General features: G+C 68.7%; 20 protein-coding genes. 11 read left to right on the forward strand and 9 right to left on the reverse strand.

Features of this window, described 5'->3' with window-relative positions:
• Positions 1–8 precede the first annotated feature (8 nt).
• A complete protein-coding gene (locus H7F49_RS19925; protein WP_185684250.1) occupies positions 9–1,454 on the forward strand; it encodes a sensor histidine kinase in 1,446 nt (481 codons plus the stop codon).
• A gap of 3 nt (positions 1,455–1,457) precedes the next feature.
• Here the strand turns inward: H7F49_RS19925 and rsmA are convergent, their stop codons facing one another.
• From rsmA to H7F49_RS14300, 4 genes are all read right to left on the reverse strand, one after another.
• Positions 1,458–2,300 (reverse strand): 16S rRNA (adenine(1518)-N(6)/adenine(1519)-N(6))-dimethyltransferase RsmA, encoded by an 843-nt coding sequence (gene rsmA / locus H7F49_RS14285; protein ID WP_185684251.1) that lies wholly within the window; start codon positions 2,298–2,300, stop codon positions 1,458–1,460.
• Positions 2,297–3,307: a 4-hydroxythreonine-4-phosphate dehydrogenase PdxA gene (gene pdxA, locus H7F49_RS14290; protein ID WP_185684252.1), complete on the reverse strand. Its 1,011-nt coding sequence runs from the start codon at positions 3,305–3,307 to the stop codon at positions 2,297–2,299. The genes rsmA and pdxA overlap by 4 nt, the downstream gene beginning before the upstream one ends.
• An 8-nt stretch (positions 3,308–3,315) precedes the next feature.
• A complete protein-coding gene (locus H7F49_RS14295; protein ID WP_185684274.1) occupies positions 3,316–4,647 on the reverse strand; it encodes a peptidylprolyl isomerase in 1,332 nt (443 codons plus the stop codon).
• A gap of 293 nt (positions 4,648–4,940) precedes the next feature.
• Complete coding sequence (locus H7F49_RS14300; protein WP_185684253.1) at positions 4,941–7,196, reverse strand: LPS-assembly protein LptD; 2,256 nt, start codon at positions 7,194–7,196, stop codon at positions 4,941–4,943.
• Positions 7,197–7,347: 151 nt separating this feature from the next.
• On the opposite strand from H7F49_RS14300, the gene H7F49_RS14305 reads away from it, so the two are divergent.
• Genes H7F49_RS14305 through H7F49_RS14315 form a run of 3 tightly spaced genes read left to right on the forward strand, consistent with a single transcriptional unit; the run spans position 7,348 to position 9,423 of the window.
• Positions 7,348–8,805, forward strand: coding sequence for a leucyl aminopeptidase (locus H7F49_RS14305; protein ID WP_185684254.1), 1,458 nt, complete (start codon positions 7,348–7,350; stop codon positions 8,803–8,805).
• 4 nt (positions 8,806–8,809) lie between these two features.
• Positions 8,810–8,986, forward strand: a complete 177-nt coding sequence (locus tag H7F49_RS14310; protein ID WP_185684255.1) for a DUF2256 domain-containing protein — start codon at positions 8,810–8,812, stop codon at positions 8,984–8,986.
• Entirely contained in the window at positions 8,986–9,423 is a 438-nt protein-coding gene (locus tag H7F49_RS14315; protein ID WP_185684256.1) for a DNA polymerase III subunit chi, read from the forward strand. Before H7F49_RS14310 ends, H7F49_RS14315 begins: the two co-directional genes overlap by 1 nt.
• Positions 9,424–9,435: 12 nt before the next feature.
• On the opposite strand, the gene H7F49_RS14320 is transcribed toward H7F49_RS14315, so the two are convergent.
• The gene (locus H7F49_RS14320) at positions 9,436–9,930 is read right to left on the reverse strand and encodes a hypothetical protein (protein ID WP_185684257.1); all 495 of its coding nucleotides are present in this window, start codon (positions 9,928–9,930) and stop codon (positions 9,436–9,438) included.
• Between the two features lie 237 nt (positions 9,931–10,167).
• On the opposite strand from H7F49_RS14320, the gene ndk reads away from it, so the two are divergent.
• Positions 10,168–10,590, forward strand: a complete 423-nt coding sequence (gene ndk / locus H7F49_RS14325) for a nucleoside-diphosphate kinase (protein WP_185684258.1) — start codon at positions 10,168–10,170, stop codon at positions 10,588–10,590.
• A gap of 266 nt (positions 10,591–10,856) precedes the next feature.
• On the forward strand, positions 10,857–11,105 hold the full coding sequence (locus H7F49_RS14330; protein WP_185684259.1) for a hypothetical protein: 249 nt from the start codon (positions 10,857–10,859) through the stop codon (positions 11,103–11,105).
• Positions 11,106–11,385: 280 nt separating this feature from the next.
• Here the strand turns inward: H7F49_RS14330 and purN are convergent, their stop codons facing one another.
• Positions 11,386–12,351, reverse strand: coding sequence for a phosphoribosylglycinamide formyltransferase (purN, locus tag H7F49_RS14335; protein ID WP_185684260.1), 966 nt, complete (start codon positions 12,349–12,351; stop codon positions 11,386–11,388).
• Positions 12,344–13,447 carry a phosphoribosylformylglycinamidine cyclo-ligase gene (gene purM / locus H7F49_RS14340; protein WP_185684261.1) on the reverse strand — a complete coding sequence of 368 codons (1,104 nt, stop codon included), beginning with the start codon at positions 13,445–13,447 and terminating at the stop codon, positions 12,344–12,346. Before purM ends, purN begins: the two co-directional genes overlap by 8 nt.
• 71 nt (positions 13,448–13,518) lie before the next feature.
• Between purM and H7F49_RS14345 the strand changes: the two genes are divergently transcribed.
• The 4 genes from H7F49_RS14345 to H7F49_RS14360 all read left to right on the forward strand — a co-directional run bounded on the left by H7F49_RS14345 (position 13,519) and on the right by H7F49_RS14360 (position 16,636).
• On the forward strand, positions 13,519–14,808 hold the full coding sequence (locus H7F49_RS14345; RefSeq protein ID WP_235982184.1) for a heavy-metal-associated domain-containing protein: 1,290 nt from the start codon (positions 13,519–13,521) through the stop codon (positions 14,806–14,808).
• Positions 14,809–14,824: 16 nt separating this feature from the next.
• Positions 14,825–15,445, forward strand: coding sequence for a P-loop NTPase family protein (locus tag H7F49_RS14350; protein ID WP_185684262.1), 621 nt, complete (start codon positions 14,825–14,827; stop codon positions 15,443–15,445).
• Positions 15,446–15,526: 81 nt separating this feature from the next.
• Positions 15,527–16,246 carry a serine O-acetyltransferase EpsC gene (epsC, locus tag H7F49_RS14355; protein ID WP_185684263.1) on the forward strand — a complete coding sequence of 240 codons (720 nt, stop codon included), beginning with the start codon at positions 15,527–15,529 and terminating at the stop codon, positions 16,244–16,246.
• Positions 16,247–16,306: 60 nt separating this feature from the next.
• A complete protein-coding gene (locus H7F49_RS14360; RefSeq protein ID WP_185684276.1) occupies positions 16,307–16,636 on the forward strand; it encodes a DUF2794 domain-containing protein in 330 nt (109 codons plus the stop codon).
• A gap of 12 nt (positions 16,637–16,648) precedes the next feature.
• On the opposite strand, the gene H7F49_RS14365 is transcribed toward H7F49_RS14360, so the two are convergent.
• Positions 16,649–17,197 carry a hypothetical protein gene (locus H7F49_RS14365; protein WP_185684264.1) on the reverse strand — a complete coding sequence of 183 codons (549 nt, stop codon included), beginning with the start codon at positions 17,195–17,197 and terminating at the stop codon, positions 16,649–16,651.
• 229 nt (positions 17,198–17,426) lie between these two features.
• Positions 17,427–18,098 (reverse strand): HAD-IA family hydrolase, encoded by a 672-nt coding sequence (locus tag H7F49_RS14370; RefSeq protein ID WP_185684265.1) that lies wholly within the window; start codon positions 18,096–18,098, stop codon positions 17,427–17,429.
• Between the two features lie 80 nt (positions 18,099–18,178).
• Here H7F49_RS14370 and glmU point away from each other — a divergent pair, with 80 nt between their 5' ends.
• Positions 18,179–19,555: a bifunctional UDP-N-acetylglucosamine diphosphorylase/glucosamine-1-phosphate N-acetyltransferase GlmU gene (glmU, locus tag H7F49_RS14375; protein ID WP_185684266.1), complete on the forward strand. Its 1,377-nt coding sequence runs from the start codon at positions 18,179–18,181 to the stop codon at positions 19,553–19,555.
• Positions 19,556–19,694 lie beyond the last annotated feature (139 nt).

The raw sequence follows: 19,694 nt of genomic DNA on the forward strand, positions 1-19,694 counted from the left end.
GGGGTACCGTGGACAACCGGTTTCTGCAGGCGATCTCGACGCAGCCCGCGCCCATGGCGCGTTACGCGCTCGATCGCTGCCTGCTGTTCAGCAAGTCCGAATGGATGACGGTGGCGCAGAACCGTCGGGCGATGCTGCTGCTCAACTGGATGACGCTGTTCATCTTCATCCGTTGGGCGGTCGACTGCATCAGCCATGGCGAGATCGACTGGCAGGCCTACCAGTACCCGGTCACGTTCCTGCTGTTTGTGTCGCTGTTCCTGGTCAGGATCCTGGGGCGACCCAACCTGGTGCCCTATATCGTCGTGATCCTGGTCCTGCTGCTCAACGCCTTCGTCCTGGCCCGCTCGATCGAAGCGGGCCTCAACCTGTTCTCGTTGGTGTCGCGCAACCTCCTGTTCTACTCCCCTCCCGTGGCCGTGGCCAATTCGGTGGTGTTCAAGCCGCGGCTGGCCTTGCTGCTCAACCTGCTGCCGGCCACGAGCCTCAGCTTCGCGGCGATCGGAGCGGTTCTCTTCGCATCCCAGGGGGCCCTTGAAATCCAGATGCTGGGATGGATCATCGGCGTGGTCGGTTTCACGCTGTGGTTCACTGTCGCGCTGTACGTCGGCTTCACCAAGTACATGGAACACCGGACCGAACTGGTGGAAGTGCACCATCTGATTGCGGAGATGGAGCGCAACCAGAAGCTGAACCAGGAAAACGCCAGAATCCGCGAGGACCTGATCCGAACCCAGCGGGTCCAGATGGTCGATTCGATGACGTCGACCATGGCCCACGAGGTCAACCAGCCCATTTCCTGCGCCAACAACTATATCCAGGCGGCGCGCCGCTGGCTGTCGCGCGAAACGCCGGACGTGACCGAGGCCCTGGCCTCGCTCGACGGCGCACAGAGCGAGATCATCCGGGTGAGCGAACGCGTGATGACCGTGCGGCGCCTGATGCAGCGGCTGTCGAGCGAGTTCACCAGCATCGATCTGGTCGATCTGGTCGATCGGCTGGAGGGCATGGTCCGGCGTGACCTGGGCGAGCAGGGCATCGTGCTTGAGGTGCGGGCGGACGACCACCTCGACGATCTCTGCATCTACGGCTGCGAGGAAGAGCTGATCCAGGTGCTGATGAACCTCATCGCCAATGCGGCGGATGCCCTGACTGATCAGTCCGCGCAACGCGTGATCCGGGTGGCCCTGGCGGAGGCGGACCTGGGCGAGGTCCAGATCGCGGTGGAGGACAACGGCTGCGGCATCCCGCCCGAGCATATCGATCGCGTGTTCGATCGGCTGTTCTCGACCAAGACGGGTGGATCGGGGTTGGGCCTTGCCCTGTGCAAGCGCATTGTCGCCAATCATGGCGGGACGATCGGGATCGTCAGCGAACCGGGCCAGGGAACGCAGGTCATCCTGCGCTTCCCGAAGGGCGATTTGCGCAGCGGCTGGGGCGGCGGACGGCGCTGAGGCTCAGCCGGGCTGAGTGCCGGCGGTTGGTGTCAGGGTTCGGGCCAGATTGACGAAATCGGCCACCGTCAGGGTCTCCGCCCGCCGTTGCGGATCGATGCCAAGCCCGTCCAGCGCATCGAGCGCGCCCGCGACGCCCTTCAGGCTCTGCCGCAGCATCTTGCGGCGCTGTCCGAATGCGGCTTCGGTCAGTCGGGCCAGGACCTTCATCGAAACCCCGGCCGGCGCCTCCTGCGGGGTGACATGGACAATGGCGCTCATCACCTTGGGCGGCGGGGTGAAGGCGCTGCGGTGCACCTTCATCGCCACACGGGCCTGGCTGCGCCACTGGGCCAGGATCGCCAGCCGGCCGAAGGCGTCCTCCCCCGACTGGGCGACGATGCGCTGCGCCACCTCGGCCTGGAACATCAGGGTCAGCGAAGACCAGCGCGGCGGCCAGGCCTCGCCCGACAGCCAGCCGGTGAACAGCGCCGTGCCCACGTTGTAAGGCAGGTTGGCGACGATGGCATAGGGTTCGTCGAACAGGCCAGCCGGATCGATCTTGAGGGCATCACCCTCGATCACCCGCAGCCGGCCGGGAAAGGCCTCGCCCAGTTCGGCCAGGGCAGGCAGGCAACGCCGGTCCATCTCGATCGCGGTCACCCGCGCACCGGCGCGGAGCAGGGCACGGGTCAGGCCGCCGGGGCCGGGCCCCACCTCCAGCACGGCCCGGTCCCGCAGCGGACCGGGAATCGCGGCGATGCGGTCCAGCAACTGCTCATCGAACAGGAAGTTCTGGCCCAGGGCTTTGCTGGCCGACAGGCCGTGGCGGGCAATCACCTCGCGCAGGGGGGGCAGGTCGGTCATGCCCGTCTCCGCGCCGCGCATTCCCCGGCAAGGCGGATCGCCGCCATGGTCGCGCCGGGATGGGCAAGGGCCTGGCCGGCAATGCCGAAGGCCGTCCCGTGATCGGGCGACGTCCGCACGATCGGCAGGCCGAGCGTCACGTTGACCCCGGCATCGAAGTCGAGCGCCTTGATCGGGATCAGGGCCTGATCGTGGTACATGCACAGCGCCACGTCGAAGGTTCCGCGGTTGTGGGGCGCGAACAGGGCATCGGCCGCGTGTGGGCCGGTTGCGGCGATCCCTTCGGCCTGCAGCGCGGCGATGGCCGGCGCGACCACGGCCTGGTCCTCGGTCCCGAACCGGCCGTCCTCGCCCGCATGCGGGTTCAGCGCCGCCACTGCGACGCGCGGCCGGGCAATCCCGAAATCCCGCGTCAGGGCCGCGGCGACGATCCGCCCGCGGCGCAGGATCAGATCGGTCGTGACCAGCCGCGGCACCTCGGCGAGGGCGACGTGAACGGTCAGCGGCACCGTGCGCAGCGCTGGTCCGGCCAACATCATCACCGCGTTTTCCGCCGCCACCCCGCAGGCGGCGGCGACGAACTCGGTCTGACCCGGGTGAACGAAGCCCACTTCGGCCAGCAGGCTCTTGGCGATGGGGCCCGTGACCACCCCGCAGGCCTGGCCGGCCACCGCCAGCGCCGTGGCTCGGGTCAGCGAAGCCAGCGCCAGCTCGGCTCCGGCGCGATCGGGCACACCGGGACGATAGGCGCCGTCGATCGTGTCGAACACGGGCAGGGCGCGCGGGAACACCGCTGCGGCTTCGGCCGGATCGGCAATGCGTTCGAGCTGGATGTCGAGGCCGCGCTGCCGGGCGGCTGCGCTCAGGACGTCAGCCCCGCCCACTGCAAAGAAGGGGGGCAGGCCATGCACGTCGCGCGCGGCCCAGGCCGTGGCCAGCAGTTCGGGCCCGATCCCCGCGGGATCGCCGAGCGAGACCGCGAGCGGAGCAGGCAGCGCGGGTGCCATGGTGCAGGTCAGTTGTACTCGATCACCGCGTCGCGGCGCAGGTCGCGCAGATAGGCCTGGGCGCGCTTGTTGACGCGGTCATCCTCCATCTGGGCCATCATCTGTTCGAAGCTCGGCCCGCTGGCGACCTGCGGATCGTCGCGACCGCAGAGCATCAGCACGCGCACGCCCTCGGCGATCGAGCCGAACGGCGGCGAGGTTTCGCCGAGCGACAGCGCCAGCAGCGCGTCCTGCAGCGGACCGGGCAGATCGCGCGCCCGCACCTGATCGTTGGCGACCACCTGCGCGCCGATCCCCTGGGCCACGGCATCAACCGCGCCGCAACCGCGCGCGGACTTCATGGCCGCAGCGAATTCGGCCGCGCGCTTCGTGGCGGTGGCTTCGGTCGTGCCCGCGGGAAACTCGATCGAGATCTGCTTGAGGCTGAGCACCGCATCGCGCGGGTCCGCAGTCAGCACCTGGCGCTTGTCGATCAGGTAGAGGATCGAGAAGCCGCCGCTGGTTTCGATCGGTCCGACCAGTTGTCCCGCGCCCAGCCCCTGGGCCGCGCCGGCGAGTTCGCTGGGCAACTGGGCCAGGCGGATCCAGCCGAGATCGCCGCCGACCGCCGCGGTCGAGGCCTGCGAGTACTGGCGGGCATAGGCCACGAAGCTGCCGCCCTTCTTGAGCTGCTCCATGATCTGCTGCGCGTTCTCGGACACCTGCGCGCGCGTTTCCGAGGTGGCGGAGAGGAAGATCTCCCCGAGACGGTACTCCTCGGTGCCCTTGGCGGCCTTGAGCCGGTCCATCACCTCGCGCACTTCGGTCTCGGAGACGTTGACGAAGGGCTGCACGTTGCGACGGAGCACCGCCTGCCAGGCCAGCTCACCACGGATCTGGCGCTTCAGCGACCCGGCCGACGAGCCGACCTTGCCGAGATAGGCATCGAGGGCCGTGGCCTCCTGGCGGAAGTTCTGCTGCGCCACCCGCTCGTACGTGGAATCGACCTCGTCGTCGGTCACCTTCAGGTCCTGGGCCTTCGCCTCCTGGATCTGCAGTGTCTCGTCGATCAGGTTGCGCAGGACCTGCAGCCGCAGCCGCTGCATTTCTTCAGGTCCGATCTTGCCCTGGTTGGCGGCGAGGATCAGCGCAAGGCGTTGTTCGACGTCGGTCCCGGTGATGATGTCCCCGTTCACCACCGCTGTCGCGCGACGGTGGTTGGGATCGTTCTTGCCAAAGATCTGAACGTCGTCGGGGATCACGATCGCGCCCTGAGGGGTCTCGGCGGGCCCGGCCTGGGCCAGCGCGGCGGCAGGAACCAGGGAACCGGCAGTGAAGGCGGCAAGGCCGAGCATCAGCATGGTGCGGCCTGCTCCACCCGGGCGGCCCGGGGTCTTGCGCGAGAAGAATGTCACCGTAAGCCAATTCCTGTCTGCGCGGTTCGTCCGCCTGCCGGCCGATCCGCATGTGCCTGCGCCTTGATGTGCAGCGACGGCTGAACCGTTCCTGAGCATCGCCCCCTGAGCATCGCCCGGTACTGTCTGACCACCCCCGCGTCGGACGCCGCAGCGCCCGTCGAGGGCGATAGCGTGTTTGCGCAACCCTGCAAACACTTCCTACAGCCGATCGGTGCCCCTGACGGCCCCCGCGCCGGTCAGCGGAAGCCCAGGTTGCGCAGCGCGAAATGGATCTGGAAGGTGTTGCCGCGCCCGGCATCGCCGGTAGCGACATAGTCGCGCCGCCAGGTCAGCGCGAGCTCGAGGCAGTCGTCATTGTACGCCAGACCGAGCCGGGTCCGCAGCGGCTGGAAGCCGTTGGAGGTGTTGAGCGGGTCTTCCTGGCGATCGGTCAGGTTGATCAGGGTCGCCCCGAAGACCGACCAGTACCGGGCGAAGGCGAAGCGGCCGGCAGCCCGCAGTTCCTCGCGGTCACGCAGGTCCTCGATCGACGAGATATCGCGGTTGAGCCGCAGGTAGCCCATTTCGACATAGCTGCGTTCGGTGCCGATCGTCGCATCGATCTCGTTGCGGCGGACCGCAAGGTTGTCCTTGTCGAGCCGGTAACGCCAGGTCAGCTTGACCTTGTCGCGGAAGCGGACCTCGGTCCGTCCGACGATGTCGGACATCCGGTCGGACAGCCCGGTGCCATCAGGCACGACCGTCGCCTGGCTGCCGACCCGCACCGACTGTCCCAGGGTCGATCGCACCCGCAGTCCGGGCCGCTGCAGCTCCCAGTCGAAGCCGTAGGTCAGCCGCACCAGGTCCTCGACCCGGTCATAGCCGGGAAAGCGGTTGAGCGCGAAGAGGTTGGAATCCTCCAGATCGATCGCGCGCGAATCCTCGTTCGGGACCGCCAGATTGCGGATCGGTGGGGAAGCGACCAGTTGCAGCCGCGGGGTCAGGACATGGTTGCCGCCGAAGGCCGCGCCGACCAGGGGCCAGCGCACGTCGACCGCGCCGATCGCCACGGCCCGACCCTGCCAGCCCGACCGGCCCGGATAGAAGGCGTTGGTCATGTCGTTCTGGGCCGAGTGATAGATGTCGCCGCGGGTCATGGCGGTGAAGGTCACCTCCTGGCCCCAGGGGGTCAGTCGCGACAGGTCCCACTGCGCCCGGGCGAAGGCCCGCTGGGTGTCCTGGCCGCTGGTCCGGGTGATCGCCAGGCTGTTGGCCTGCAGCTCCAGCCGTCCGCCCAGGACCGGATCGGCCAGCCGCTTGCGCCAGTCGAGCACCGGCAGGGCGACCGGGATCAGTCCCTGCCGGGCGGCCACCCGCATGGTCTGCGTCGCCCAGCCGGAGAACGAGAAATAGCTGCTGTCGCCAATCCGTTGAAGATCGAAGGTCGAGCGCAGGCGGTCATCGCGGTTGATGTCGTAGCGGCGCAGGAAGGTCCGGTCGGTCGCCAGGCGCACCGATCCGGTCAGGCTCCATTCGGGGCTGAACTGGAAGCGGCCATTGGCATGGAGATAGCCGCGAAAGTCGTTGGCCTGGGCGCCACCGACCGACGATCCGCTGACCGAAATGCGGCGGCTGCGCGTGGCGTAACCGGTGATCTGGAAGGCCCCGTCATCGACCAGGGCGCGATAATGGGCCGCGACCATCGGCAAGGCTTCGGAGAACAGATAGCCGGTGACGGCCAGGTCCTGGTTCGGGCCGAGACGCTGGTACCAGGTGTCGCTGACCGCGACACCGTTGTTGGCAGTGAGCTGCAGGTCCGGGATCAGCAGGCCGTTGATCGGCCGGCCGTCGCTGGCGATGGCCAGCTTGGGCAGCGGCATCAGCGTGACCCCGAACAGCCGCAGTCGGGCGCCGCTGAAGCGGATCGTCCGCTCTTCGGGGGCAAAGACCACGCGGCTGGCGTTGACCTGCCAGGTGGGATTGCGCGGGCAGCCCTGTTCATCCTCGACCGCGCAGCCGGAATAGGTGGCGTGCGAGAGGATGATGTTGCCCGCCGGATCGCGCTCGCCGGTGATCGCAGCCAGCCGCCCGCCGTCGCGCAGGGCGATCAGCAGGTTCTGCATGGCCCCGGCCTTGAGCTGGTCGGTCAGCTCGACCGTGTCGGTGTAGAGCTGGTTGCCATCGGCATCGACCAGGCGGATGTTGCCCTTGGCCACGATCTTGCCGGTCTTGCGGTCCCACGTCACCGTATCGGCGCGGACCGACTGGTCACCGCGACGCAGCACCACGTTGCCGCTGGCGGTGACGATCTCCGGATCATAGGCATAGCTGACCTGGTCCGCTTCGAACCCGATCGGTCCGTTGAGGTCGTTGCCGGGGGGCAGGGCGGACGGATCGAGGGATGATTGCGCCCGGGCAGCGGGGCTGCCGCAGGCCAGCAGCGCCAGCAGGCCGGCTCCGGCCAGGCCGTGCGCCAGCCTCCGGCGAAATCCGGCCGCGCATCGCAGGGTCATTGCGGCAGGGGACTTTCGGCCAGGGGGAGCATGGCTTGCCTATCGCACCGCCGCGCCCTAACTGCAATCGGGTCAACCGGCTGGCAGGGCCATTAATGTCCCAACCCGCCGCACCTGTGCGAAAATCTGTCGCATAATGCCTGGAGTCCCCATGAAGATCACCTTCGCCGCCGCCATTCCCGCCAACGCCCGCCTGGTCGCGCGGTTGACCGCGCAGAATGCCCTGCCCGAAGGTCTTGATCCCGTGCTGGCCGAGGCGGCGCGGGCGAACCGCTTCGCCGGGAAGACGGCGCAGGTCTTTGAAGGCTTCACCCGCCAGGACGGGCAGGTCGTCCGACTGGTCCTCGCCGGGACCGGCGAGCCTGGCGGCGATCAGGCGGCCGCGCTGGAAAAGACCGGCGCCGCGCTGACCGGCAAGTACCTGACCTCGGGCGAGACCGTGCTGGTGCTCGATCTGGCCGGGGCGAAGATCGATGCCGCCGGCGTGGCCGCGCTGCTGACCGGGGCCCGGCTGCGGGCCTGGCGGCTCGACACGTACCGCACCACCCTGAAGGATGAGCAGAAGCGCTCGCTGGCCGAGATCGTCGTGGTTGGCGCGCCGGACGGGGCCGAGGCCGCCTGGGCGGTGGAAAGCGCCGTGGCCGAAGGGGTGGAGTTCACCCGCGAACTGGTCACCGAGCCGGCCAACGTCATTTATCCGGAGAGCTTCGTCGCCCGTTGCCGCGCCCGTTACGAGGGCACGGGCCTCGAGGTGCGCGTGCTCGACGAGGGCGAGATGAAGGCGCTTGGCATGGGGGCACTCCTGGGTGTCGCCCAGGGATCGGTGCGCCCCCCGCGGATCCTGGCGGTCGTCTGGAACGGCGGGGCCGCCGGAGCGGCGCCGACGGCTTTCGTCGGCAAGGGCGTCACCTTCGACACCGGCGGCATCTCGATCAAGCCGGCGGCCGGGATGGAGGACATGAAGTGGGACATGGGCGGTGCCGGCGCGGTCGCGGGGACCATGCTGGCGCTCGCCCGGCGCAAGGCGAGGGCCAACGTGGTCGGCGTCTGCGGACTGGTCGAGAACATGCCGGACGGCAATGCCCAGCGCCCCGGCGACGTGGTCACCACCATGTCCGGCCAGACCGTCGAGGTGATCAACACCGATGCCGAGGGGCGGCTGGTGCTGTGCGACGCGCTGACCTGGGTCCAGCAGGAGTACAAGCCCGCGGCCATCGTCGATCTGGCCACTCTGACCGGGGCGATGATCGTTTCGCTGGGCCATGAATATGCCGGCCTGTTCGCGAATGATGATACGCTTGCCGCCGGTCTCGACGCGGCGGGCAAGGCGACCGGTGACGGGCTGTGGCGCTTCCCGCTCGGCCCGGCCTACGACAAGCTGATCGACAGCCCGATTGCCGACATGAAGAACGTCGGCCCGCGGTACGGCGGGTCGATCACCGCGGCGCAGTTCCTGCAGCGCTATATCGCCAAGGGCACGCCCTGGGCCCACCTCGACATCGCCGGCACGGTCTGGACCGACAAGCCCGGGCGGACCTGGGACAAGGGCGCAAGCGGGTTCGGCGTGCGCCTGCTTGATCGCTACGTCCGCGACGTGCTGGAAGGCTGATCCCATGCCGCGGATGCGGCGCAAGGCGGACCTGCCGACCAAGACCTGCCTGACCTGCGGCCTGCCCTTCGCCTGGCGCAAGAAGTGGGAGCGCGATTGGGACAACGTGCGCTATTGTTCCGACCGCTGCCGGCGCGGCAAGGCGGCAGGGCAGGACGCGCGGCGGGATGCGGGGGGCTGATGCGGGTTGACTTCTATCAGGTGAGCCGCGACCCGGTGCCCGAGATCGTGGCCCTGCTGGCGCGCAACACGTTGAAGGCCGGCGAACGGCTGCTGGTTGTCGCCGATCGGCCGGACCTGCGCGAGGCCATCGGCGAGGCGCTGTGGCGGGCGGCCCCGGCCGACAGCTTCCTCGCCAACGGTCAGGCCGGGGATCCCCATGCCGCGCGCCAGCCCGTGCTCCTGTCCGACCGGCCCGAGCCGGCCAATGGCGCGCGCTTCTGTGTTCTGGCCGATGGGGTCTGGCGCGAGGCCGAGGGGTTCGAACGGACCTTTCTGGTGTTCGATGAGGCCACGCTGGGGGCTGCACGGGCCTGCTGGCGGATGCTTGGCGAACGGGACGGGCTGGAGCGCCACTTCTGGAAGCAGGACGGCGGCCGCTGGATCAGGGCCGCCTGACCTGCCAGGGGATCAGTTGACCGCCAGGGCCCGCGCCGCATCGATCTGGGCCAGCAGCGCCGGGCGGTCACTGGCCGCCATGGCCCGCACCTGGGCCGCGATCGCATCGGCCTGACGCAGCCGCGCCTTGGCCAGGGCCTGGCGGTTCTGTTCGCACGGGCCGATGTGGTGCGCGGTGATCCGCTGCATGTCCGTCAGGCGGTGCGACAAGGCGGCCGAGCCATCCGGCAGGCGCACTTCGCGATCGATCGCGATCTCGGTCACTGCCCGGCAGCGCTGCAGCGTGGAGCGCGCGCCCGGGTGAGCGCCGATGGTCTTCTCCATGGTCCGGACCAGCGGGCGATAAGTCACCTCATAGCCGATCCCGTTGTGCTCGAGCCGTTCGACGTGGCTGTCCGGCGTCGCAGCGGCTCCGGTCTGAGCATGGGCGGAAGGGGCTGTGGCGAAGGCCAGGGCGGCCGCGAGGGAGGCAGCCAGGGAGGTCGGGCCAAGACGCGCGGTGTTCATCTCCAAATCTCCTTCGGATCAAACCGTGGGTCGATCGGCAGGAAACTGTTTCCTATCTTTCGACAGGGGTGATGTGGCGACCGAACCGGGATGGCGCATGGCTGCCCTGTTTCAAATGATGTCCGCGACGGGCCGTTCCGCCGCTGGCGTGGTCCTGCGCAGCTTGCAGTCTCGCGGGTTCCCGGCTAGGGGCGCGCCAGCTTTTGCAAGACCCACTCCGTAATCAAGGATCCCGACATGGCGGTCACCCGCACCTTCTCGATCATCAAGCCCGACGCCACGCGCCGCAACCTGACCGGTGCGGTCACCAAGATGCTGGAAGAGGCCGGTCTGCGCGTCGTTGCCTCGAAGCGCATCCACATGACCAAGGAGCAGGCCGAAGGCTTCTACGCGGTCCACAGCGAGCGTCCGTTCTTCAACGACCTGGTCTCGTTCATGATCTCCGGCCCGGTGGTGGTCCAGGTGCTCGAGGGCGAGGACGCGGTGAAGCGCAACCGTGACATCATGGGCGCCACCAACCCCGCCAATGCCGAACCCGGCACGATCCGCAAGGAACTGGCCGAGAGCATCGAAGCCAATTCGGTGCACGGTTCGGACAGCGAAGAGAACGCGGCGATCGAAATCGCCTACTTCTTCAAGCCGGAAGAGATCGTCGGCTGATCACGGCCGGCAGGATCGCATCCTGATGGGGCTGCCGGAGCGATCCGGCGGCCCTTTTCATTGGCGATGGGGTCGCTTGCCGTGGCAAGCGCGGCCCTCCACCCCCATCCCCTCCCCAAAGGGGAGAGGAGCGAGACTTGCCCTGCCGCAGGCGGGCCAGTCGCAGCGGGGAGGGGGCTCGGCCGTCACCTTCGCAAATGCCCCTGTCGCCTTTTCGTTGGTCCCGCAGCGGGCAAAGCGCTATCCTCGGCGCAAGGAGTATGGCGATGCAGGGTATGGGAGAGACGGGCGAGGCCTGTCCGTTCGAATTCAACTTCGATCCGGCCACCTTCAAGCCCGGCGACGTGGTCAGCTATCGCGTCACCGGCAGTCTCGACGGGTTCCCGTTCGTCGGAACCCTGGTCGAGGTCCACGACGATCACGTCGTCCTCCTGCCCGACCCGACCAAGCCCGACGAGCGCTATCGCGGCACGCGCGAGAGCCGTCCGCTGGTCGACGAAAGCGAGATTGGCTGAGCGTGTTTCAAACTTGGCGGCGGGCACAAACGTCCAACCGATGAAGGGTCAGGTTGGGTGGGGAGCTGCCGTTCCAAGATCCTCCCCCAGCGGGGGAGGGGGACCACCGAAGGTGGTGGAGGGGCACCCCGCCTTGCCCAACTGCCGCGCCCCAAGGAGAGTGCCCCTCCACCATCCTGCGGATGGTCCCCCTCCCCGTACCGGGGAGGAAACAAAGGTCCGACTTCAGGCGAAAGCCGCCGTTCGAATGGGTCCACCCCGCCGCGCGGGCACTACCAGATCAGAACATGTCCGCAGCGTCGAGCAGGCCGGTCAGGCGTTTCGGCGCGATGGTGCGCCAACTGCGCAGAAGCCATTGCTCGATCGAATCCCAGTCGGTGTCGCCCAGATCGAGCCGGATCGCGATCCAGTCGCTGCCGAAGTAGGCTGGGCGGAAATAGCGTTCGCCGTCCCGTTCGATCAGGTCGGCCTGTTCGTCCGCGCCGCTGATCTTGACCAGCAGGGCGATGCGTCCGTCCCCGTGATGATCGGCGGACACCCAGGCGAACTTCTTGCCCTTGATCACGCCGAAGCAGGCCATGCCGTGCGACAGGGTCTCCTCGGCCTCCGGCAGCGCCATGGCCCGTTCGCGCACCTGTTGGGTGAGCCAGCGGGGATCGCGGACCCTTGAGACATAGGCGGCCAGACAGCGCGGATAGAGCTGGTGCTCGGCGAACAGGACGCGCGCGGCGAGCGTCTCGGGCGTGTCGCCCGGCAGGATCGCGACCGGGATCTGGCCGAGCACCGGACCTTCGTCGAGCGTGGCGGTGACGAGGTGGACCGAGCAGCCGCCGTGGCTGTCGCCCGCCTCGATCGCGCGCCGGTGGGTGTGCAGGCCGGGATACCGGGGCAGGAGAGAAGGGTGGATATTGACCATGCGGCCGGCCCATCGGGCGACGAAGCCGTCGGTCAGCACCCGCATGTAGCCGGCCAGCGCGATGTGATCGGCACCGCTGGCGAGGATCGCCTCATGCATCGCCGCATCGTGGTTGGCGCGATCCATGCCCTTGTGCGAGAGCGTGAAGGTCGCGATTCCCTCGGCGCGGGCCACGTCCAGCCCCGGCGCGTCCGGATTGTTCGAGGCGACAAGGACGATCTCGTAAGGGCAATCGTCGGTCCGGCTCGCATAGAGCAGGGCCGCCATGTTGGTCCCGCTGCCCGAGATCAGCACCGCGACCCTGGTCCGGGGCGCGACTGCGTCAGCCAAGGTGGACCGCTTCCCAGGAGGATCGCGCCGACCAGTCCTCGGCCGAACCCTGGACTGTGCAGCCGCGCGGACCGGCCTCGATCGCGCCAATGACCATGGCCGTCTCGCCGGCGGCGGCCAGATCGGTCATCAGTCCGGCGACCTCGTCGGCCGCCACGGCCAGGACCATGCCGATCCCGCAGTTGAACGTGCGCGCCATTTCGCCCGGCTCGATATGGCCCTGGGCCTGGAGGAACGCCATCAGCCGGGGCTGCTCCCACGCGCCCGCGTCGATCCGGGCATGCAGTCCGGCGGGCAGGACCCGCGGCACGTTCTCCAGCAGGCCGCCGCCGGTGATGTGGGCGAGGGCATGGATGCGTCCGGCGCGGATCAGCGGCAGCAGGCTCTTCACATAGATCCGGGTCGGCGCGATCAGCGCCTCGATCAGCAGCACCTCGGGATCGAACAGGGCGGGCCGTTCCAGCTTCCACCCCTTGTCGGCGGCGAGACGGCGGACCAGCGAGTAGCCGTTGGAATGGACGCCCGACGAGGCGAGGCCGATCAGCACGTCGCCTTCGCGCACCTTGTCGCCGGTGAGCTGCTCACCGCGCTCGACCGCGCCCACGCAGAAGCCCGCCAGGTCATAGTCGCCCGGGGCGTACATGCCCGGCATTTCGGCGGTCTCCCCGCCGATCAGCGCGCAGCCGGCGAGCTTGCAGCCTTCGGCAATGCCGGCCACGACCCGCTCGGCCACGCCGTTGTCGAGCTTGCCGGTCGCGAAGTAATCGAGGAACAGCAGCGGCTCGGCGCCCTGGACGATCAGGTCGTTGACGCACATCGCGACCAGATCGATTCCGATCCGGTCGTGCCGGTCATGGTCGATCGCCAGCTTGACCTTGGTGCCCACGCCATCGTTGCCCGCCACCAGCAGCGGGTCCTTGTAGCCGGCGGCGCGCAGGTCGAAGAAGCCGCCAAAGCCGCCCAGTTCGGCATCGGCGCCGGGCCGGGCCGTGGCCCGGGCGAGCGGTGCGATCGCCTTGACCAGCGCATTGCCGGCCGCGATCGACACGCCGGCCTGTTCATAGCTGTAGGACTGCGGTTCGGGATCATTTGCCATATCCCGCGCGCCTAGCCGTTTCGCGCTTGGATTTCCACTTGCCTTTGGGCAAAAGGCGCGCGGTTTCCCCGATGCTGTTCAACGCCATCCCCCCCCGCATGCGCCACTGGCGTCCCACCACGGCCCAGCGCTGGGGCGGAGGACTGGTGGTGGCCGCAGCCATCGCCGTCGCAGCGATCGGTCCGGCCCGCCTGATCGCGCAGATCGAAGGGGAACGGGGCATCGCCCCGGTCGCCAGCACCGGGGATATCGAGGTCGACGGAATCCAGGTCAACTCCACCGGCAAGACCGCCGAGGAGGCCCGCCGCAACGGCTGGCGCGAAGCCACGCGGCAGGCCTGGGCCAAGGCTGGCGGGCCCCAACTGTCGGACGGACAACTGGAGGGCCTGGTGTCCTCGGTGGTGATCCAGCAGGAGCAGATCGGACCCCGCCGCTACATCGCGACGCTGGGGGTGATTTTCGACCGCACCCGCGCCAGCCAGTTCGTCGGCAGCGGCAGCGCGGTCGGGACCCGGTCGCAGCCGCTGCTGATGCTGCCGCTGCTCTATTCGGGCGGGGTGGCGCAGATGTACGAGGTGCGCACCCCGTGGCAGGCGGCCTGGGCGCGGTTCCATGCCGGAGCCAGCGCGATCGATTATGTCCGCCCGACTGGCGGCGGCGGCGATTCGCTGCTGCTCACCGCCGGCCAGGTCACCCGACGCAGCCGCACATGGTGGCGCAATGTGCTGGACCAGTTCGGCGCCAGCGACGTGATCGTGCCGGTCGCCCGGCTCGAACGGCAATGGCCGGGTGGGCCGGTCAAGGGCACCTTCACCGCGCGCTATGGCCCGGACAACCGCCCGCTCGGCACCTTTATCCTGACCGCCCCCGGGCCGGAGAAGGTGCCGGCCATGCTCGACGAGGCGGTGCGGCGGATGGACCGGATCTACACCGATGCACTGGTGGCGGGCACGCTAAGGGTCAACCCGACGCTCAATTCCGAGCGGCTGGCGCTCGATCCGGCGATCGCCGCGCTGCTGGCTGCGGCCAATCGCGTCACGGCGGCCCAGGAACAGGCGGTGTTGAGCGAGGGCGGAGAGGATGTCCCGGCGCCCACCATCGTCGCCGCGCCCGCAGCCGATGCGCCGGTGGTCTTTACCGTCCAGTTCGCCTCGCCCGATGCGCGCGCCGTCGATGCCGCGCTCGCCACGGTGCGGGGGCTTTCGGGTGTCAGGGCTGCGGCCACCACCAGCCTGGCCATGGGCGGAACTTCGGTGATGCGAGTGACCTACGGCGGCAGCCTCGACGAACTGGCCGCCGCGCTGCGCGCCCGCGGCTATGCCGTGACCATCGGCAACGGCGCCCTGAGCATCCGGCGCTAGGGCGGGCAATCGGCCGATGGCCCGCCAGATTCCCCTGCCGCTCACCGCGGCCAGCGAGCCCGGCCGCATCGTGGTGGGCAATGCCAATGCCAAGGTGCTGGACGCCCTGGGCCAGTCGGCGCACTGGCCCTATCGCACCGCGCTGCTCGCCGGGCCGCCGCGTTCGGGCAAGTCCCTGCTGGCGCGCTGGTTTGCCGACAGCACCGGAGGCGAGGCGATCGACGACGTCGAGCGGGTCGACGAGACCGACCTGTTCCACCGCTGGAACCGGGCGCAGGAGATGGGCACCCCCCTGCTGCTGGTGGTCAATGCCCCCGCCGGCGGCTGGACCGTGCGGCTGCCCGATCTCGCCTCGCGACTGGGCGCGGCGCTCCACCTCGAGATCGGGACCCCGGATGACGCCATGCTGGCCGACCTGATCGCGCTTCACGCCGAGCGGCGCGGCTTCGCGTTGGGGCCCGATGCTGCCGCCTATCTTGTGCCGCGCGTGGAGCGTAGCCATTTGGGGGCCGAGCAGATCGTGGCGACGATCGACCGGCTCAGCCTGGAGCGCAAGCAGCCGCCGACCCTGTCGATCTGGCGCGATGCGCTGGAGGAGCTCCGGGGGCCGGGCCAGCCCGGGCTGTTCGGGGACTGAGCGGCTCCGGTCGATCGGACGTCGCCGCGACAACGGAAGGCGGTTGTCACCCGCCAGCATTTGAAAGACAATGAGACCAGCATGTTCAGGCGCTTGACCGAATACCTCGACTCGATCGAGGCCCGTGATCCGGCCCCCCGGTCGCGCTGGGAGGTGCTGCTGTACCCTGGCCTGTGGGCCGTCGGGTTCCATCGGGTGGCGCACTGGCTGTTCAACGGCCGACTGTTTTTCCTGGCCCGCCTGGTCAACCACCTGGGCCGGTTCTTCACCGGGATCGACATTCACCCCGGTGCCAGGATCGGCCGGCATCTGTTCATCGACCACGGCTTCACCGTGATCGGGGAGACCGCCGAGATCGGCGACAACGTGACCATCTACCAGTGCGTCACGCTGGGCGGGACCAACCCGGCGAACGGTGTGGGGGGCAAGCGCCACCCGACGCTGCAGGACGGGGTGATCGTCGGTTCGGGCGCGCAGATCCTGGGCCCGATCACTGTCGGCGCCCGGGCGCGGGTCGGGGCCAATGCCGTGGTGACCGAGGACGTGCCGGAAGGCGCAACCATGGTCGGGGTCAAGGCGCGGTCGACGCTGGTCCCGGCGGAAACCTGGCAGCGCGAGTTCATGCCCTATGGCACCCCCTGCCAGGAGCCGTGCAGCGACAGCGCCGAGCTGGCCGCCGACACCAAGCGCCTCGCCGCGCTGGAAGAGGAGGTGGCCCTGCTGCGCCAGGAGCTGGCGGCGCTGCGCGAGGCTGCGCGCCCCGCTCCGCCTAGCGGCACCCGCCGCCAGTCGGGCGGCTGAGGCTTGGCGCGCGGCGATGGCGCGGCCGGTGGCCGAACCGGCTCCACCCCGGGAGCGCAGATCGTGCCGTTTCCGACGACGGCGCCGAGCCAGGTCGGGTTCGACCGCGTCGAGTTGACGCGCATTCTCGACCTGTATGGACGGATGGTCGCCGCAGGCGAGTGGAAGGACTATGCGATGGATTTCGGGCGCGAGGCGGCCAGCTTCATGGCCTTCCGCCGCGCCGCCGAACGGCCCCAGGCCAGGCTGGAGAAGCGCCCGGCCCTGCGCAACAAGCAGGGGATGTGGACCCTGTTCGGCGAGACCGGCCAGGTGCTGAAGCGCGGCCATGACCTTGCCGGCGTACTCAGCCCGATCGAGCGCCGCCTGCTGAAGGTGGTCGAGGACTGATCCGCTAGCCCGCTAGCCCGCGAGCTTCGCCGAGTTGAGCAGGCCCAGCCATTGCTGCCGCTGGTCGGCGCGCATCTGCCCCTTGAGCTTGGCGCTGACGACATAGACGGTCTTGCGGCCGTAGATCACGCGATAGAGCCCGCTCAGCGGCGTGCCGGTGCTGCACGGAGGCGCGTCGAGCGAGAAGGTGATCGAGCTTTCGTCCTCGCCCAGCACCGTCACATTGGCCGGGCAGGTGCTCTCGCTGGCAGCCTGGAACGCGGCGAACCACTCCTGGGGGGTCTTGCGTTCACCCTTGCGCGGCACGACCACCAGTTCGAGCGCTTCGGTCCAGTCATGCTCGGCCGAGGTGCCGTTGACGAGAATGCGGTCGAACTGCCGGCCCGAGGGGCTGGCCTGGTAGAAAATGCTGCCCTCGTGCGGCTGCTCCATGGCGGCGTGCAGCGGGGCGTAGAGCCGGTGATCGATGTCGAGCCGTTCGGCCTGGGCGGCAGCGGCCGTCATCAGGCCGATCAGGGCCAGCAAGGGGCGAGATGCCCGCAGGAGGTGACCGTGCTTCATCATCCTTCTCCCGGTTGTCCGCCCTCGCGGGAGAACGGACGGGTGATGTCGCGGCGCGGTTGCCGGACCCGGATGATACTACGATCCGCCCGATCGTGTTACAGTTTTGTGAAACCTGGCGGCGCGCGTTTCGCGCTTGTTCACGGACTATCGTAAAAAATGCACGGATTGACGGCGCTGTAACGCCAGTGTCATCTTTCCCCATCGCCCGACTGTGGAAAACCTCGAATCACAAGCGCTCCAGCGTGGGAATCAGCGCGTCGTAGTGGTCGATCACGGCGGTGGCGCCCATCGTCTCCACCGGAACATCGTTGAAGCCGAAGCGCACGGCGACGCAGGGCAGACCGGCCGCGGCCGCCGCCCGGGTGTCGTAAGTGGTGTCCCCGACGAAGGCTGCGGGCCCTCCGCCCAGTCGCCGGATCATCTCGTGCAGCAGGTCCGGGGCGGGTTTGGCGCGCCCGGGGCCCAGGGTGTCTCCGCCGATGATCGTGGCCAGTCGGGGGCTCAGTCCGAGGGCGTCGAGCAGGCGCACCGCGAGCGATTCCAGCTTGTTGGTCACCACCGCGATCTGCACGCCCCGTGCGGCCAATCCATCGAGCATCGCCTCGCCGCCCGGATAGAGCCGGGTGTGGACCGCAATGTTCTCGCGATAGAAGGCGATCAGTTCGCGATGCAGGGCCTTGACCTCGTCATCAGGCGGAACGGTGCCGGTGAGCGCGAGGGCCCGATCGAGCATCTGGCGCGCCCCGCCTCCGATCAGGTCGGTCACCTGCGCCACGGCAACGGGCGGACGTCCCGCCAGACCCAGCGCATGATTGAGCGCGGCGCCCAGATCGCCATGAGTGTCGAGCAGGGTGCCGTCGAGATCGAAGCCGACAATGCGGAAGGGAAAGGCGTCCATGCGCGGCTGGTGGCGCAAAGCGGAGGAAACAGCAATCACAAGGCTTGGAAACCGTAACGATTTGCTGGCAAGGGAAAGGCATGAGCGCCGATCGTCAGACTCCCCCGCTAGCTGTCGTCATCCTTGCCGCCGGAAAGGGCACCCGGATGAAGAGCGACCTGCACAAGGTGCTCCATCCCATCGCGGGCCGGCCGATGCTGGAGCATCTGATTGCCAGCGCCGCGGAGCTGCAGCCCGAGCGGCAGGTCGTGGTGGTCGGCAGCGGGCGGGATCAGCTTGAGCGCCAGCTTGGCAGCCGGGCGGATCTGGCGGTGCAGGAGCCGCAACTGGGTACCGGACATGCGGTCCAGCAGGCCGAAGCGGCGCTGGCCGGTTTCTCCGGCGATGTGCTGGTTCTTTACGGGGACGTGCCGTTCGTCAGCACCGCAACGATGCGCCGGATGCTCGACCGCCTGCACGCCGACGATGCCCCCGAAGTGGTCGTGCTCGGCTTCGAGCCCGCCGATCCGCTCCAGTATGGCCGGGTGATCGCCGAGGCGGACGGGCGCATCACCAGGATGGTCGAGCACAAGGACGCCACTGCGGCGGAACGGGCATGCCGGCTGTGCAATTCCGGGCTGATGGCGGTGCGGGCCGGGCGCCTGTTCGAACTGCTGGGACAGGTCGGCAACGACAATGCCCAGGGCGAATATTACCTGGTCGACGTGGTGAACGTCGCCAATGCCCAAGGCGGACACTGCGCGGTGGTGGTGACGCCCGACCCGGATGAAGTGGCCGGCATCAACAGCCGCGGCGAACTGGCCGAGGCCGAATCGCGCTGGCAGGAGCGGCGCCGCGATCGCGCCATGGCCGAGGGTGCGACCCTGATCGCGCCCCAGACCGTGTGGTTTGCCTGGGACACCGTGCTGGGGCGGGATGTGACGATCGAGCCGAACGTGTGGTTCGGCCCCGGTGTGACCGTGGCTGACCGGGTCCTGATCCGCGGCTTCAGCCATATCGAGGGGGCGCGGCTGGACGAGGGGGTGGAGATCGGCCCCTATGCCCGCCTGCGTCCCGGCGCCGTGCTGCAGGCCGGGGTCAAGATCGGCAACTTCGTCGAGGTCAAGAACGCCACCCTCGGGCCGGGAGCCAAGGCCAATCACCTGACCTACCTTGGCGATGCGGAAGTGGGGGCAGGGGCCAACATCGGCGCGGGCACGATCACCTGCAATTATGACGGCTATTTCAAGCACAAGACCGTGATCGGTGAGCGGGCTTTCATCGGCTCGAACTCGGCACTGATCGCTCCGGTGCGGATCGGGGCCGATGCCATCGTGGCCGCGGGCAGCGCGGTCAGCCGCGATGTCGCCGATGGCGAATTGCGGCTGGTCCGGGCCGAACAGATGGTCAAGCCCGGCTGGGCCGACCGGTTTCACGACGCGATGAAGCGCAAGAAGGCGGAGAAGGGGCGAAACTAGGGCGGGCTGACCAAGTCCGACGACCGTGCCCGGCGACGGGGATCGTTTACCGGTCGTTCACCGTGCCCATGCTAGCAAATCAAGCACTTGCCAGGTGCTCGCCTGCTTGACGGGCATATCATGATATGATATCAAGATA

Origin of the sequence: Novosphingobium aerophilum (assembly GCF_014230305.1) — a bacterium.
Lineage (GTDB): Bacteria > Pseudomonadota > Alphaproteobacteria > Sphingomonadales > Sphingomonadaceae > Novosphingobium > Novosphingobium aerophilum.

What these genes read in the sequence shown, in the direction of transcription:
- H7F49_RS14345 (WP_235982184.1), top strand. Translation starts at nt 13,519, where the DNA reads ATGCTGTTCAACGCCATCCCCCCCCGCATGCGCCACTGGCGTCCCACC.
- H7F49_RS14295 (WP_185684274.1), bottom strand. Translation starts at nt 4,647, where the DNA reads ATGCTGATGCTCGGCCTTGCCGCCTTCACTGCCGGTTCCCTGGTTCCT.
- H7F49_RS14330 (WP_185684259.1), top strand. Translation starts at nt 10,857, where the DNA reads ATGCAGGGTATGGGAGAGACGGGCGAGGCCTGTCCGTTCGAATTCAAC.
- H7F49_RS14315 (WP_185684256.1), top strand. Translation starts at nt 8,986, where the DNA reads ATGCGGGTTGACTTCTATCAGGTGAGCCGCGACCCGGTGCCCGAGATC.
- H7F49_RS14310 (WP_185684255.1), top strand. Translation starts at nt 8,810, where the DNA reads ATGCCGCGGATGCGGCGCAAGGCGGACCTGCCGACCAAGACCTGCCTG.
- rsmA (WP_185684251.1), bottom strand. Translation starts at nt 2,300, where the DNA reads ATGACCGACCTGCCCCCCCTGCGCGAGGTGATTGCCCGCCACGGCCTG.
- H7F49_RS14370 (WP_185684265.1), bottom strand. Translation starts at nt 18,098, where the DNA reads ATGGACGCCTTTCCCTTCCGCATTGTCGGCTTCGATCTCGACGGCACC.
- purM (WP_185684261.1), bottom strand. Translation starts at nt 13,447, where the DNA reads ATGGCAAATGATCCCGAACCGCAGTCCTACAGCTATGAACAGGCCGGC.
- glmU (WP_185684266.1), top strand. Translation starts at nt 18,179, where the DNA reads ATGAGCGCCGATCGTCAGACTCCCCCGCTAGCTGTCGTCATCCTTGCC.
- H7F49_RS14350 (WP_185684262.1), top strand. Translation starts at nt 14,825, where the DNA reads ATGGCCCGCCAGATTCCCCTGCCGCTCACCGCGGCCAGCGAGCCCGGC.
- H7F49_RS14320 (WP_185684257.1), bottom strand. Translation starts at nt 9,930, where the DNA reads ATGAACACCGCGCGTCTTGGCCCGACCTCCCTGGCTGCCTCCCTCGCG.
- pdxA (WP_185684252.1), bottom strand. Translation starts at nt 3,307, where the DNA reads ATGGCACCCGCGCTGCCTGCTCCGCTCGCGGTCTCGCTCGGCGATCCC.
- epsC (WP_185684263.1), top strand. Translation starts at nt 15,527, where the DNA reads ATGTTCAGGCGCTTGACCGAATACCTCGACTCGATCGAGGCCCGTGAT.
- H7F49_RS14365 (WP_185684264.1), bottom strand. Translation starts at nt 17,197, where the DNA reads ATGAAGCACGGTCACCTCCTGCGGGCATCTCGCCCCTTGCTGGCCCTG.
- H7F49_RS14305 (WP_185684254.1), top strand. Translation starts at nt 7,348, where the DNA reads ATGAAGATCACCTTCGCCGCCGCCATTCCCGCCAACGCCCGCCTGGTC.
- ndk (WP_185684258.1), top strand. Translation starts at nt 10,168, where the DNA reads ATGGCGGTCACCCGCACCTTCTCGATCATCAAGCCCGACGCCACGCGC.
- H7F49_RS14300 (WP_185684253.1), bottom strand. Translation starts at nt 7,196, where the DNA reads ATGACCCTGCGATGCGCGGCCGGATTTCGCCGGAGGCTGGCGCACGGC.